We start from the raw sequence: 13,689 nt of genomic DNA, 5'->3' as shown, positions 1-13,689 counted from the left end.
ATTACGAACTGAATCCGGTAAAATAATGGAATGGGATAAAAAATGGAGGAATCGTCATGGTAAAAATTTTACTAGCAGAAGATGAAGAAGTATTACGGATGCTTGTTTTAGATACATTAGAAGATGAAGGATATGACATTGATGAAGCGCCAGACGGCCTTGAAGCCTACCGGCTAATCGAACAGAACGAGTATGACCTCGTGATTGTCGACCATATGATGCCAGGCATGACCGGTCTTGAGGTCATCGAGAAAGTTCGGAAACTACCGGGACGTCAACATACAAAAGTGATGATGCTCACGGCGAAGAGCCAACAATCTGATCGTGATTGCGCGAACGAGATTGGCGTCGACTACTTTATATCTAAGCCGTTCAGTCCACTTGAGTTGGTGAAGATTATAGGAGGAATCGTGAATTGAACAGATGGTTTAAACAAAAACTCGGTCGCGACCTCATGGTCGTTCTCTATTCCTTCCTCGCGCTCGCGCTGGTCGGATCGATGATCATGTACACGTACATGCAAGAGCGAGTTGCTGAAAACGAACAACGGCTTGAAGACGTTGATGAACGGATTGACCGGTTGAACACGCTTTGGGATGAGTGGCAAGGCGTCCAGTATGATTCGCGCGGTTATCTCTTGTTCGGAGACACCGATTCGCTTGAACGGGCTCAGTCGAAAGAGAACGAGTTCCAGCAAGAAATCAACTGGTTCAAGAGCGTCGTCCAAACGAAGCAAGGTGAGATTTTCGCAGACGACTTGCAAGAATTCCACGACTTCTATTTTGGCGTCATCCTTCCGGTGACAACAGAATACGGACAATTGCGCGCCGAAGGTGAGATTACCGAAGATACGATTGACCCGGAGACCGTATTAGGCTTACCGACCGCCCAGCGCTTGATTGAGCAGGGCGTCGTCCCGTACAGTCCAGAACGCGGCATCGACACGCTCGGCCCAATCCAACAGATCGAGACGGCGTTAGACGATTATAAATCATTGATGAATAGCGAGAAGCAGAAAGTATATGACGCTTGGAAGTTAAACAGTGATATTCATCAATTCTTGTGGATCGCGAGCATCTTGTCGTTCGCGGCATTGATCTTGTTGTTCATCCAACCATTCTTGCGCCGTCAAACGCGTTTGATTTCACGTCTCTCGGTCGCATCTGACCGTCTGCTCAAGGGCGAGATCGTCGATTTGAGCGATCAGATGGGACGCGAAGATGAGATTGGGACGATGTCACGGTCGTTCCATAAGATGGCCGAGACGCTTCGTGACAATGAACGTCACTTGATTGAGAAAAACCACGAATTACAGGCGCAACAAGAAGAGTTGATTGCGCAACAAGAAGAACTTCAAGCGCAACAGCAAGAACTTGAAGAAATCTTGGAGCAGACGCAACAGAACGAGCAACACTTGGCTTATCGTAACGAATTGACCGAGACGCTCGCGGCCCGCGATTCGTTGACGGCTTACCCAGAGATTATCGAGAAACTGGTCGCCATCACCGACTCAGAAGTCGGCGCCCTCGTATTTGTCGATGCGACAGGCTCGTTCTCAATCACAAGCCACGGCTTGAATGAGACGCTCACGCGTCAGTTGCTCGACAGCGAGAACTCAGTCTTGACGCGGGCGATGACGCTTCGGACGACAGTCCATTCGTCGAAACAAGTCGCAAGCGACCACCCGCTCCCGTACCCATACTATATGTATGAGACGGCTGTACCGGTCCATGACCCGACAGATGACTCGATCATCGCGTTCATCTATCTCGTCCGCTATAAAGATCGCTTTACGCAGACACAGATGGGTGACATCATGTCGTTCGCTCGTCAGTTGTCGCTCTCGCTTCTCCGGATGCGTCTGTTTGAAGAGATGACCCGTGAGAAAGGGAAGACGGAACGGATCCTCGATTCGATTCGCGAGGCGGTCATCTATGTCGAGCATTCGACCGATGATGTCTTCGTCAACCGACCGCTTTATGAAATGTTCCCTGAACTCGATGAGATCACGTCGAGAGAACTCGCGGAACTGTCGTGGAACGAATGGCGAGAGACGATTTCGACGACAGTCGACCAAGAAGATGATTTCTTGAAGTATACCGATCGCCTCTTCACCGATGACTTCCCGCATGACAGCGTCAGCTTCTCGATCCGTAAAGGCGAGATGAACTTGCAGATGTATGCGGAACGCATCGTCGTCGGCGGGTTGTCGAAAGGGACGTTGCTCGTCTTCCGTGACATCACGAGCGAGACCGAGGCGGAACGCTTGAAGAGCGAATTCATCTCGACGATCTCCCACGAGTTGCGGACACCGCTCTCGTCGATCTACGGGTTCACCGAACTCATGGTCAAGAAGCAGTTGCCGAACGAGAAGCAGGCGAAGTACTTGCAGACGATTCACGCCGAGACGGAGCGCCTGACGCATCTCGTCAACGATTTCCTCGACGTGCAACGGATGGAAGCCGGCAGTCAGATGTACGACCGCGAACAGCTCGATATCGAGCCGGTCATCCGCGACATGATGACGTTCTATGAGGCTTCTTCGCTGAAGCATACGTTTGAACTCATCACGGCCGATGACCGACCGTATGAACTGTTCGCCGACTGTCAAAAGTTCAAGCAGTTGATGAGCAACTTGCTCTCGAACGCCGTGAAGTATTCACCACGCGGCGGAAAGATCACCGTCGAATTGGCCCACCACGATCAATCGGTGTCGATTAAAGTGAAGGACCAAGGTATCGGTATTCCGAGCGACGCGCTCGACCGTCTCTTCGACAAGTTCTATCGGGTCGACAATTCCGATAGCCGAGAAATCGGCGGAACCGGACTCGGTCTTCCGATTTGTCAAGAGATCGTGCGCGGTCACGCCGGACAGATTCATGTCGAGTCGGTCCAACATCAAGGGTCGACGTTCACGGTCGTGATTCCGAGCTTCGAATACGCGGTTCGCGAACAAGAGTCAACGACAGCTTAATAAATGAAATACGACAAGGCGCCTGATCATTCCTCGATCAGGCCTCTTTTTGATAGGCGATCAGATTTTTCAGTGTCCTGCTTGACCGTAAAGCGATCGACTCGTGTACAATAGAGATTGTACATAATGGAAAGGGGGACTTTGAATGCCATTGACTGCATTCCTACACACGCACGTCACGAGCTGGATTTTATTACTCGTCTTGTTCGCTGTCGCCTACGTCGGCTATAAGAACGCGAACAAGAGCGGGAAGATTGCCCACATGGTGTTTCGACTCATGTTGCTCGTCGCGTTCGGCACAGGACTTTATTTGTATTTACAATTGAACGGTGGCGGCATGTTCTATCACGTGAAAATCACGGTCGGACTCTTGACACTCATCTTTGGTGAGATGACGCTCATCCGTGTGAAGAAGAACAAACCTGCGGGCACGATGTTCGGCGGTTTTGCGATTCTCGCGCTTGTGACAATCTTCATCGGCTATGCGTTGCCGTATGGACAGTCGTTCTTCAGCAACTTCATTTAAGTTTGGTTCCCACTTCGCACATCGGAGTGGGATTTTTTGTTTGTCCGTAAATTATTAGGGGAAAATAAAAAAATCAGTGATAACGATGATGAGGTGAAACGATGGAACAACAGATGAATGAATGGTCACGCGTCTTGCACGCACGCAGATGGATGAAACAAACCGAATCGTTCCTGCCGCTCTGGCACGGATATATCGGCTATAAATATGGGTTGTTCGATGCGCTCCAAGGCGGGGCGAGCTTTGCGGAGATGACGCTTCGCTTGAAGCAACCGTTGACGAAACTCGCGCTCGAGCGTTGGCTCGACGTCGGGGTCGCCGTGCGCCATTTGAAGAAGAAAGGTTGGCGCTATTTCCCGACCCGTAGTTTGAAATATCAGTTGTCGCACGAAGATGAGCGCAGCATCGGCTTTATGCTCCAAGAGATGATGGAACTTCATATTCCGGCACTCATCGCATATCCTGACTTTTTAGAGTCGGGCAAACAGAAAACGTTCGATGGGGCGACACATGGCCAGGTCGTCGCACAGACGTCGACGCTCGTCGAGACGGTCGCGTTCCCGGTCGTGCAGCAGCTGTTGCGGCAAGCCGACGTCAAGACGATGCTCGATATCGGGTGCGGCCACGGGGGTTACTTACGCAAACTGCACGGACTCGAACCCGATTGGCAGTTGACCGGCATCGATCTCGAGGAAGACGTGATCGCAGAGGCGCGGGAACAAGATGAGTCCGGTGAGATTCGCTATGAAGTAGCCGATTTTATGGAGTGGGATCACGACGAACGATTTGATGCCGTCATGATGAATAATATGTTGTATTATTTCTCTCCGGAACAACGAATCGAACTGCTCGGACGGATGCTTGAAAACTTAGACGAAGCTGGTGTCGCGGTACTCGTCACTCCGCTCGCCGAGACGCCGCTCGGTGCTCGATTTGCCTCAGCGTTCAATGCGTTCATGACGTTGCATGATAACCTCTATCCGCTCCCAACGATTCGTGAGTTACGTCGTCAAATGCACAAGGTCGGCTTTGACAACGTCCGTTTCATCCCGTTCATCCCAGAAGGGTCATGGTACATTGTCATCGCGAAACGCGACAATTGACACATCGCGGACACACGACGAGCCGATTCAGATTTGAACTTGTCTCCAGTCATTTCTATAATGGGATAGAAGCATAAGAGACTTTTCACATAGGGAGTTGTTCAACGTGTCGGAAAAAAGAGTCGCCGTAATCGGTGCCGGACCAGGAGGACTTGCGGCCGCTATGCTGCTCGCAAGTCGTGGTGTGAAAGTAACAGTGTTTGAGAAGCAGGCGTTCGTCGGTGGACGGACGTCGCGTCTGCAAGTCGGAGAATTCGCGTTCGATCGTGGCCCGACTTTTTTAAATATGCCATACATTTTAGAAGAGATCTTCGAAGAGACAGGTCGAGATTTACACGACTATGTCGAGATGAAACGACTCGAGCCGATGTATGATCTTTATTTTGATAAAGGAAATCGGGTCCTATCGATGACGACCGATCGCGATCAAATGCATCAGGCGATTGAAGAGCAGTTCCCAGGCAACGGGGAAGGGTACGAACGCTTCATGGCCGAACAAGCCATCAAGCTGTCGAAACTGATGCCGGTGCTCCAGACGGCACATGACAAACTGACCGATTACGTGGCGACGCGCGTCTTGAAGGCGCTCCCGTTCTTATCGATCGGCAAGTCGTTATACGACGTCTTATCAGAGTATTTCACGAGCGAAGAGCTGAAGTACGCGTTCACGTTCCAAGCGAAATACCTCGGCATGTCGGCGTGGGATTGCCCGGGTGGCTTCTCAATCTTGTCGTATATGGAACATGCTTACGGCGTCCATCATCCGATTGGCGGCGTGAATCAACTCTGCACAGCGATGGCCCGTGTCATCGAAGAAGAGGGTGGGGAGATTCGTCTCGAAGAAGGTGTCGACCGGCTCTTGCTCGACGGGAAACGCGTCAACGGACTCGTAGCGAACAATGTCCACTATGCCTTTGACGAAGTGATTGTCGGTGCGGACTTCGCCCATGCGATGACGACACTCGTCCCAAGCGACGCACTCACACGTTGGAGTCCAAAACAGCTGAAGAAGAAACGCTACTCGTGTTCGACGTTCATGCTTTATCTTGGACTCGATCGTGTCTATGACGACGTCGCCCATCACTCGATTCATTTCGCCGACGACTACGAGCGTAATGTGAAAGAGATGACGCAAGACTTGAAGCTGAGCGAAGATTTCTCCTTCTACGTGCAGAATGCGTCAAACATTGACCCGACACTCGCACCGTCAGGGAAATCCTCGCTTTATGTGCTCGTCCCGGTGCCGAACAACCTGTCGAATTTACCGTGGGAGACGCTCGAGACGACGATGACCGAGCGCGTCCTCGATGCACTCGAGACTCGTTCGCCGTATCGTGATATCCGGAACCATATCGAGGTGATGCAGCCGCTCACGCCAAACGATTGGGAAGCGTTCGGTGTCTATGAAGGGGCGACGTTCAACTTAGGACATAACTTGTCACAGATGATGTATTTCCGTCCCCATAACCAGTTCGAGGAGCTCGACCACGTCTGGCTCGTCGGCGGTGGGACACATCCAGGCAGCGGACTGCCGACGATTTTTGAATCGGCGCGCATCACCGCCAACCTATTGCGTGACCGGGCAGGTGTCGGCCAATGAACATCAGTTTCGTCGGTGCCGGCATTGGGTCGCTTTACGCGGCCTTGCTCCTGACCCACAAATATCCGTCGCTAGACGTGACCGTCTATGAAAAAGAAGCTCGTGTCGGCGGCCGGCTCAATTATGTCGAGTTCGAGAACGGTGCCCGCGTCGATGAAGGGCCGACCATCGTCTTATTGCCCGGAAAATTGAAAAGTCAGCTCCTCGAGGCCGGTTTCCCGGAGCGAGAGCTCGAGTTGATCGAGGTCGACCCGCTTTATCGCCTCCGTTACGAGGATGGCACGACGTTCTACAAATACCGTGACATCGAACGTCAGGCGGCCGAAATTGACCGTCTGTTCAACGAGGGCGACGGCTTTAGAAAGTATATGACTCAAAAACGAGAAGAGTACCGCCTCGGGTTCGATGCATTCTTAGACCGGGGCTATAAAGGCAAGACCGATTTGTTCGAACCGAAACTATTGATGCTCCTCATGCGCTTGAAGGCGTATGAGACGGCACACGAGAACATGAAACGCTTCTTTAAAGACGAGCGTCTGCGCGTCGCCTACAGCCTCCAAACGCTCTATATTGGTGGGAACCCATATGATACCCCATCCCTCTATGGTTTGATCCCGTACCGCGAACAAGAAGAAGGAATCTGGTACGTCAAGGGAGGATATTTCTCACTTGCGACGAAAGTAGAACAAGAGTTGAGACGACGCGGCGTCAAGTTCGAGTTGAACGCGAACGTCGAACGGGTGCAGGTGGAACAAAGCCGAGCGAACGCGGTCATCGTGGATGGTGTCGTTCATCCGTATGATGCGGTCGTCGTCAACGGTGATTTCCCCCTCATGGAACGGTTGATTGATGGCGTTAAGCCGAAATCATACGAACCGTCGAGCGGGACGCTCCTGCTTTACTTCACCGTGACCGGGGACATCGATTTACCGATCCACCAATTCGACTTGCCGAATGATTTTGCCGGGTCGATGCGGACCATCTTCGAAGATGGTAAACTAAGCAAGTATCCGGCGATGTATACGTTCAATCCGTCTTTGATGGACGACACGCTGGCACCGGACGGGACGAGCGTTCTCTATGTCCTCGTGCCGGTCCCACGTAAATTGGAGCGTGAGGACTTTGAAACGAGCGGTGCGATCGAGCATTTGATTGGTCGGATTGAACAGATGGTCCCCGACTTCAGGGATCGTGTCATTGAGATGAAAGTTCGGACGCCGATGGATGCGGAACGATTTGGGTTATTTGAAGGCGGGAGCTTCGGCATCGCCCCGAAATTGGCCCAATCGGCCGCGTTCAAACCACAGGCTCGCCCGTACGCGCACATCGACCGACTTTACGCCGTCGGAGCATCGGTGCATCCGTGCGGAGGCGTCCCGATCGTCATGATCGGCTCGCAGCTGTTAGTGAAGAGAATGGAAGAAGAAATGGGGGCATTGTACCATGACGACACAAGAAGCGTATCGTCACTGTGAAGACGTAATGAAAAAAGGCTCGCTCACGTTTTATCGGGCCTTTTCTTTGCTCTCCAAACCAGACCGTCAGGCCGTGGCCGCGGTCTATGCGTTTTGTCGGACGCTCGATGACGCGGTCGATGAATCCGACCGTCCTGAAGAGAGCTTGACGGACTTTTTGGCCGAGTTCGATCGTTTCTTGGCCGGTGAACATCTGACCGATGCGCTCTGGGTGGCGTTGCGTGACGTTTGGGGACGGTACGACATGGACGTCGAACCGTTCTTTGAATTGGCTGAAGGCATGAAGTGGGACTTACATAAAACGCGCTACGCGACGCTCGAGGAGACGGAGCAATATAGTTACTATGCGGCCAGCACCGTCGGTTTGATGCTGTTGCCGATCCTCGCGCCGGACGTGGATGCGACGGGACGGCACCAGTTGAAACAAGGTGCGATCGACTTAGGCATCGCGATGCAGTTGACGAATATTTTGCGTGACGTCGGGGAAGACCTCGACCGAGATCGGATTTATGTCCCACAATCGTTGCTCGCCGAGTTCGGTGTCGCGGAAGCCGATTTGTTCGCGCGCCAAGTGACCCCGGCGTTCATCGACGTCTGGGAGACGATGGCGCGCCGGGCCGAACACCTATACGTCCGGGCCCGAGAGACCCATCACTTATATCCTGCGACGAGCCGAAAGCCGGTCAGCGCGGCGGGATTGCTCTATGAAGGCATCTTGGACGCGGCCCGGCAGAATGGGCACGACGTCTTCACGAAACGGGCGTTTGTCTCGACGATTCAAAAAGGGAAACTGTTGGCCAAGTTATAAAATCAGGCAGCCGTCGCAAAACGGCTGCCTTTTTTGTGCACAAAAAAACCACTTTTGGCGGGGGACCAAAAGTGGTGTAAGCGTTGTGTGATTCGTTCATCGGGGAAACGAACGAATCGGACGTGATGTACCCTAAAGATGTGCCTCGTCTCATGGGGAATGAAACGATGGGGCATCTTCGCTGAAGCAGGATGCTTGATGGACTAAGGGGGAACATCATAATGCATGCTGTTCCAGCCGCGGGATACGAGTGGGGAAACTCGCTCATCACTTTTTTCTCGGGTGTGACAAGTTCAAAACGCGATAGGCTCGGGGAAGCCATTCGATCGCTACAGGTGTAACAAACGTTACAAAACTGCTTGAACTCGAATATGATGTTATCACGTCTATCCCGTGTCGACAAGTGTCGAATCTTCTGTTCACAAAATGTTCAAATTGTCAGAGGTATGTCCTCTAACATCGACCGGGCCGCAAATTGTCCTGAAAGCGTCACCATCGGGCTGCCGCCGCCAGGATGGGTCGAGCCGCCCGCGAACCAAATGTTGGACACATCTTCCGAGCGAGCGGAAGGTCGGAAAAACGCTCCTTTTTTCGAGTTGGCCGATGTCCCATAGAGTGCCCCGTAATATGCGTAAAAATCACGCGTCAAGTCGAGCGGGGTGACACGGCGATGGAAGACGACATCGCGATCTTCCCATTCAACGCCGAATTTCCGGAGGCGTCGGCGAATCAAATGTTCATACGTCTCGGCATCGATGTCGGTCATATGGGCCGGCGCATTGACGAGGATGAACAAGTTGTCGCCAGCTTCTCCCATCGAAGGGTCCGTATGGGCCGAGTTCGAGATGTAAATCGTCGGTTCGTCCGCATACCGTTCCTCGTCGAACAGCGCCCGGAATTCCGCTTCGTAGTCGTCTGAGAAGTAGACGTTATGATGCGCCAAGTTCAACCGCTTGTTCAAGCCGACCATGATGACGAAAGCGGACACCGATGGTTCAATCGTGTCACGCGTCGGTACCGGGAACGACGGACGGTCAGAAGCATCGACGAGTCGCGGATACTGCGTGAGCAGTTCTCCGTTCAATAAGACGGCGTCACAAGACATGACTTCTTCATGGTCGATGACGACCGCGTGCGCTTTTCCGTTCGTCACTTCAATTTTTGTGACTTCATGACCGAGCCGGAACTCGACGCCAAGCTCGCTCGCCCGTTTGGCGAAGCCTTTCGCAATCGTCCAGTTCCCACCTTTGGCGAAATAGACGCCATCATTCAGCTCCAGGTGCGAGATGAGCGCGAACGTGCCGGGTGTGACGTACGGACTGCTGCCGATATACGTCGCATAGCGGTCGAGCGCCTGGATGATGCGCGGGTCTTTAAAATACTTCTTATGGAGCGCATGAAGGCTCTTGAGCGGATGTACTTTCATCATGTCAGCCCAAAGGCCGGTATCGATTTTTGAATCCATCCGTGTGAAGAACCGGTTATTGGCGATTTCAAACAACTTCTCCGCCTCGTCTAAGTAGTCGGTCAATTGATTCTTGTCGGCCTTATCGCCGGTCAGACGGCGTACCTCGGCTTCCATTTTCTCGCGGTCTGAATGAAACGTGAACGTCGAACCGTCAGAGAAATGATTGACCGTGTGCGACTCAAGTTTGACGAGCTCAAAATAGTCATCCGGGTTGGCCCCGCTGTTGCGAATGACGGAGCGGAACACGTCCGGCATCGTAATCGTATTCGGCCCGAAGTCGAACCGGTGTCCATCGGTGATGATCGGCATGAGTTTTCCGCCGACATGTTCATTCTTTTCAATGACGGTCACGTCGTAACCGCGGGCGGCCAAGGTGACGGCGGCGCTCAAGCCGCCGAGCCCGGCCCCGATAATAGCGATATGTTTCATGTTGTGCCTCCTAGCGAGATTATTGATACGTCCGGCCTTTCCATGAAATCGGCTTTCGTCGCCATTTGCGCACGACCGCGCTCGCGAGGAGCAACAAGTAGGCGATGAGGCTGAACGGATGGAGCCAAAAGTGGCGTCCTCCCGATTTGACGTCGATCGCCAGTCGAGCGAGCAAGACGAACACGCACGCCAAGAACGAGATCCAGTCCATGCGGACGAGGAGTGCGATGAAAGCAGACAGCTGGGTGCCGTAGTATAAGAAGAAATAAAGGGCGATGCCCACTGCTTCATTCATTCCCTTGAATACGTTCTTTGAAAACCCGTTCCACACTTCTTCGTTCGTCGCATACATGTCACATGTGATGTAAGGCGAGACGTTGACGAGCGACGTGACTTTTTTGCGTCGCTTGAACTCACGGCACAGATCGATATCATCGATCAATGAATTGTGGATCGAGGCGTGTCCACCGACGTCGTCATAACTTTTCCGTTCGACGAGCACGTTCATTCCGTTGGCGGCGGCGAAGGCGGGATGACGCACCTTTCGCCAAAACAACGGCAAATGTTGGGCGATCAAGACGTGTTGCATCGGAATCAACAGTTTCCCGAGCCACGTTGGTGTCGGGAAACGAGGAAAACCTGACAAGAAGACCGCCCCTTCACGGGCGAGTGTGCCGTGCAGTCGCCCGATGAACGTCGGGTCGATCGTCACGTCGGCATCGAGGAACAACACGTACGGTTCGGTCGTCCGGGTCGCCAGCTGGTGACACGCGTGGACTTTGCCGGCCCAACCTTCCGGGAGCGGCACACCACGGAAAATGGTGAAGCGGGCATCGTCCGCGATTTCCCGGACGAGTGCCTCGTATGTAGCATCCTCGGACCGGTCCTCGTATAAATAGACGTGGCTTTCATCCGTCAAGGCGGCCTTCAAACTCGTGATCAGTTTTGGCACGTTCCGTTCCTCGTTCCGCAGTGGGATGCACACCGCGGTCGGAGGAGCTGGGATGGGTGCGGTGAGCGGACGGAGGAATAGCAAGTTGACCAACGTGAACAGTAGCATCAAAAATGTGAGCGACAAAATCACCATCAGCGGCCTCTTCCGATTTGGAGCAAGTGCTCCGTCCAATCTGCCAAACTGCGCTTCGGCGGGAACAAGGCGATATAGCGGTCGGACTGCTTGATTACGTCGTCGCGCGTATCGTCATATAGGCGTTCGAGTGCTTCGGCGAGCTCTTGTTTTTGGTCACGTCGCGTCTTAGAGACGACCGTATGGTTGCGGAAGCGCACATAGACGAGCGGAGCGGCGTGCGACGCGAACGTATAATAGATGGCACATAGCCGGACTTCCGGCTGGTGGAGCAGCATCGTCACACCTGATCCAATCTCGAGCGGACGATGCTCTTGTGGATACTCGCGTCCTTGTGGGAACACCCAGACGGACTTGCCTGCAAGTAAGAGCCGATTGGCGTAGTCGAGCGAGGCGCGCACATCCGACAGTTTGCCTTTTTTGATGGAGAACGCGCCCAAGTGACGGAAGAACGGGAAGCGGCGCAACCCGTCCTCATCCATCAAGACGTGAACGTCATGACGCAAATAGTATTCATTCAACATGAGCAAAATCATCCCGTCCCACCACGAGCTATGTGTGCTCAAAAACAATCCTGGTGTCGGCACGTCATCGGCCCGGACGTGGATCGTATGGAAAAACGGACGGATTTGACGTTCTTTGACGAACGTCGAGAACAGATTATTGAACCATTTCTTTTTGCTCGCTTCGATCATGTCGGCTCCTCCGTTCTATCAAGATGAGGCCTGCGGCTGTGACAACGCTGAGTACGCCGATGCCGTAAAGACCGGCGTTGACGGCCGTGACACCGAACAGGGCGTGCAGCATGACGAACAAATAACGTCCGTGTCCGAGTAACATCGGCTCGGCTTCGACTTCAAACCGGTCGAGCAACCAAGAGAAAATGAGTGACAGTCCGAACCAACCGACGAAATTCTGCGTCGGGATATCATAATACAGACCGTCATTGGCCCATTCCCAGTAGCCTTTCACGTTCGCTGCGACCGGGTCAATCGCCATATCGAGCCAAACGGCGAGGAACGGGACGAGCCAGAGCGTCCGGTTCTTGAACGAGAACAAGCGGGCGACGGCAAAACTCGAGCCGATGACGGCGAGCCAAGCCGCCCCGATCGTGACCGGTACACCGAACACGGTCGGACCAAACGCCTCCGCGTAGATGTACTCACTGAACGGGAACCCGGTTTTGACACCGAGCGTCTCGACAGCGATTGAACCGAAGAAGATGAACGGGACGATCAGGCGGGCGTGGCGGACGCCGTCCGCAATCACCCAACCGCCGATGAGACCGGCGAGCCATAAGAAGACCGGGTTCGCCCATTCGAGCCAACTCGGCAACAAATCAAAGCCGACGAGGACGACCCCGACGACATACCAAACCAAAAACCATTTCCAAATCCATGGATACACTTTCATTTCATCACCTCTATTCTCATTCTAGAGAGGTTTGCGGCTTGCGTCTAATAAATGCATGCAAAAAAAAGAGTCCCTCGAGAGGGACCCGTCAATTCGCCATCCGCTTTCGTTTTTTGACGAACGAGAAAGCGATGAATAAGACATAGAACGTGACGGCGATGAACCAGAACGATGGCCATTCTTTCCACCGGGCAAAAATCATGTACGTCAAGTAGATGAGGCTGACCGTGATGATGAACGAGTGGCGCGGGAGCGGCACGTCTTTAAAGCTCGGGATGCGGACACGGCTGACCATGAGCAGAGCGAGACCCGTGAAGAAAATCGGAGTGAGCAACTCGTTGATCTGGTCCCCGAACGTCGTCACGACGGCGAGCAAGCCACCGGCCGCGGTAATCGGGACGCCCGAGAAGTAACTGGCCGTGACGTTCGTCGCCGACAAGTTGAAGCGGGCCAAGCGGTAAGCACCGAACAACGGGAACAAGGCGGCGAAGAAGAGACCGTAGTTGCCGTAATCGATGAAAAACGTATAGTAGGCGAGAAGCGCCGGGGCGACCCCGAACGTGACGACATCGGCGAGCGAGTCGAGTTCTTTTCCAAAGTCACCGGCCACGCCGAGCATACGGGCCAGCCGTCCATCCAAACTGTCGAGCATCATGGCGATGATGATGAGCAGCGTCGCGTTCGAGAAGTCACCGCGCGCCGCATAAACGATCGCCAAGACGCCGCAGAACAAGTTGCCGAACGTAAACGAGTTAGGAATCCATGAGCGGATTCGTTCTTTCCACATAGGTATTGCCTCCATCTTT

At 53.3% G+C, this 13,689-nt stretch carries 12 protein-coding genes; 7 read left to right on the top strand and 5 right to left on the bottom strand.

Features of this window, described 5'->3' with window-relative positions; genetic code table 11:
• The first annotated feature begins 56 nt into the window (after positions 1–56).
• The 7 genes from KNP79_RS08570 (at position 57) to KNP79_RS08540 (ending at position 8,486) form a co-directional block, all read left to right on the top strand.
• Complete coding sequence (locus tag KNP79_RS08570; RefSeq protein WP_021066686.1) at positions 57–419, top strand: response regulator; 363 nt, start codon at positions 57–59, stop codon at positions 417–419.
• Positions 416–2,974: an ATP-binding protein gene (locus KNP79_RS08565; protein WP_215192004.1), complete on the top strand. Its 2,559-nt coding sequence runs from the start codon at positions 416–418 to the stop codon at positions 2,972–2,974. The genes KNP79_RS08570 and KNP79_RS08565 overlap by 4 nt, the downstream gene beginning before the upstream one ends.
• Positions 2,975–3,119: 145 nt before the next feature.
• The gene (locus KNP79_RS08560) at positions 3,120–3,500 is read left to right on the top strand and encodes a YisL family protein (protein ID WP_214791786.1); all 381 of its coding nucleotides are present in this window, start codon (positions 3,120–3,122) and stop codon (positions 3,498–3,500) included.
• 101 nt (positions 3,501–3,601) lie between these two features.
• Positions 3,602–4,603 carry a class I SAM-dependent methyltransferase gene (locus KNP79_RS08555; protein ID WP_034776575.1) on the top strand — a complete coding sequence of 334 codons (1,002 nt, stop codon included), beginning with the start codon at positions 3,602–3,604 and terminating at the stop codon, positions 4,601–4,603.
• Positions 4,604–4,676: 73 nt separating this feature from the next.
• Complete coding sequence (locus KNP79_RS08550; protein ID WP_215192032.1) at positions 4,677–6,203, top strand: phytoene desaturase family protein; 1,527 nt, start codon at positions 4,677–4,679, stop codon at positions 6,201–6,203.
• Entirely contained in the window at positions 6,200–7,678 is a 1,479-nt protein-coding gene (locus KNP79_RS08545) for a phytoene desaturase family protein (RefSeq protein ID WP_214752397.1), read from the top strand. Before KNP79_RS08550 ends, KNP79_RS08545 begins: the two co-directional genes overlap by 4 nt.
• Positions 7,647–8,486, top strand: a complete 840-nt coding sequence (locus KNP79_RS08540; protein ID WP_034776584.1) for a phytoene/squalene synthase family protein — start codon at positions 7,647–7,649, stop codon at positions 8,484–8,486. The genes KNP79_RS08545 and KNP79_RS08540 overlap by 32 nt, the downstream gene beginning before the upstream one ends.
• Positions 8,487–8,916: 430 nt before the next feature.
• On the opposite strand, the gene KNP79_RS08535 is transcribed toward KNP79_RS08540, so the two are convergent.
• From KNP79_RS08535 to pssA, 5 genes are all read right to left on the bottom strand, one after another.
• Complete coding sequence (locus KNP79_RS08535) at positions 8,917–10,383, bottom strand: phytoene desaturase family protein (RefSeq protein ID WP_034776586.1); 1,467 nt, start codon at positions 10,381–10,383, stop codon at positions 8,917–8,919.
• Positions 10,384–10,402: 19 nt separating this feature from the next.
• Complete coding sequence (locus tag KNP79_RS08530; protein WP_251132923.1) at positions 10,403–11,443, bottom strand: glycosyltransferase family 2 protein; 1,041 nt, start codon at positions 11,441–11,443, stop codon at positions 10,403–10,405.
• A 26-nt stretch (positions 11,444–11,469) separates the two neighbouring features.
• A complete protein-coding gene (locus KNP79_RS08525) occupies positions 11,470–12,165 on the bottom strand; it encodes a lysophospholipid acyltransferase family protein (RefSeq protein ID WP_214752399.1) in 696 nt (231 codons plus the stop codon).
• Positions 12,131–12,883, bottom strand: coding sequence for a carotenoid biosynthesis protein (locus tag KNP79_RS08520; protein ID WP_034776593.1), 753 nt, complete (start codon positions 12,881–12,883; stop codon positions 12,131–12,133). Before KNP79_RS08520 ends, KNP79_RS08525 begins: the two co-directional genes overlap by 35 nt.
• Before the next feature lie 88 nt (positions 12,884–12,971).
• The gene (pssA, locus tag KNP79_RS08515; protein ID WP_021066674.1) at positions 12,972–13,670 is read right to left on the bottom strand and encodes a CDP-diacylglycerol--serine O-phosphatidyltransferase; all 699 of its coding nucleotides are present in this window, start codon (positions 13,668–13,670) and stop codon (positions 12,972–12,974) included.
• Positions 13,671–13,689: the final 19 nt, after the last annotated feature.

This window comes from Exiguobacterium sp. s7, from assembly GCF_018618195.1.
GTDB classification, from domain to species: Bacteria; Bacillota; Bacilli; order Exiguobacteriales; family Exiguobacteriaceae; genus Exiguobacterium; species Exiguobacterium mexicanum_A.
This window is presented reverse-complemented; position numbering and strand designations above follow the sequence as displayed.

What these genes read in the sequence shown, in the direction of transcription:
- KNP79_RS08540 (WP_034776584.1), top strand. Translation starts at nt 7,647, where the DNA reads ATGACGACACAAGAAGCGTATCGTCACTGTGAAGACGTAATGAAAAAA.
- KNP79_RS08560 (WP_214791786.1), top strand. Translation starts at nt 3,120, where the DNA reads ATGCCATTGACTGCATTCCTACACACGCACGTCACGAGCTGGATTTTA.
- KNP79_RS08520 (WP_034776593.1), bottom strand. Translation starts at nt 12,883, where the DNA reads ATGAAAGTGTATCCATGGATTTGGAAATGGTTTTTGGTTTGGTATGTC.
- KNP79_RS08555 (WP_034776575.1), top strand. Translation starts at nt 3,602, where the DNA reads ATGGAACAACAGATGAATGAATGGTCACGCGTCTTGCACGCACGCAGA.
- KNP79_RS08530 (WP_251132923.1), bottom strand. Translation starts at nt 11,443, where the DNA reads ATGCTACTGTTCACGTTGGTCAACTTGCTATTCCTCCGTCCGCTCACC.
- pssA (WP_021066674.1), bottom strand. Translation starts at nt 13,670, where the DNA reads ATGTGGAAAGAACGAATCCGCTCATGGATTCCTAACTCGTTTACGTTC.
- KNP79_RS08545 (WP_214752397.1), top strand. Translation starts at nt 6,200, where the DNA reads ATGAACATCAGTTTCGTCGGTGCCGGCATTGGGTCGCTTTACGCGGCC.
- KNP79_RS08535 (WP_034776586.1), bottom strand. Translation starts at nt 10,383, where the DNA reads ATGAAACATATCGCTATTATCGGGGCCGGGCTCGGCGGCTTGAGCGCC.
- KNP79_RS08570 (WP_021066686.1), top strand. Translation starts at nt 57, where the DNA reads ATGGTAAAAATTTTACTAGCAGAAGATGAAGAAGTATTACGGATGCTT.
- KNP79_RS08525 (WP_214752399.1), bottom strand. Translation starts at nt 12,165, where the DNA reads ATGATCGAAGCGAGCAAAAAGAAATGGTTCAATAATCTGTTCTCGACG.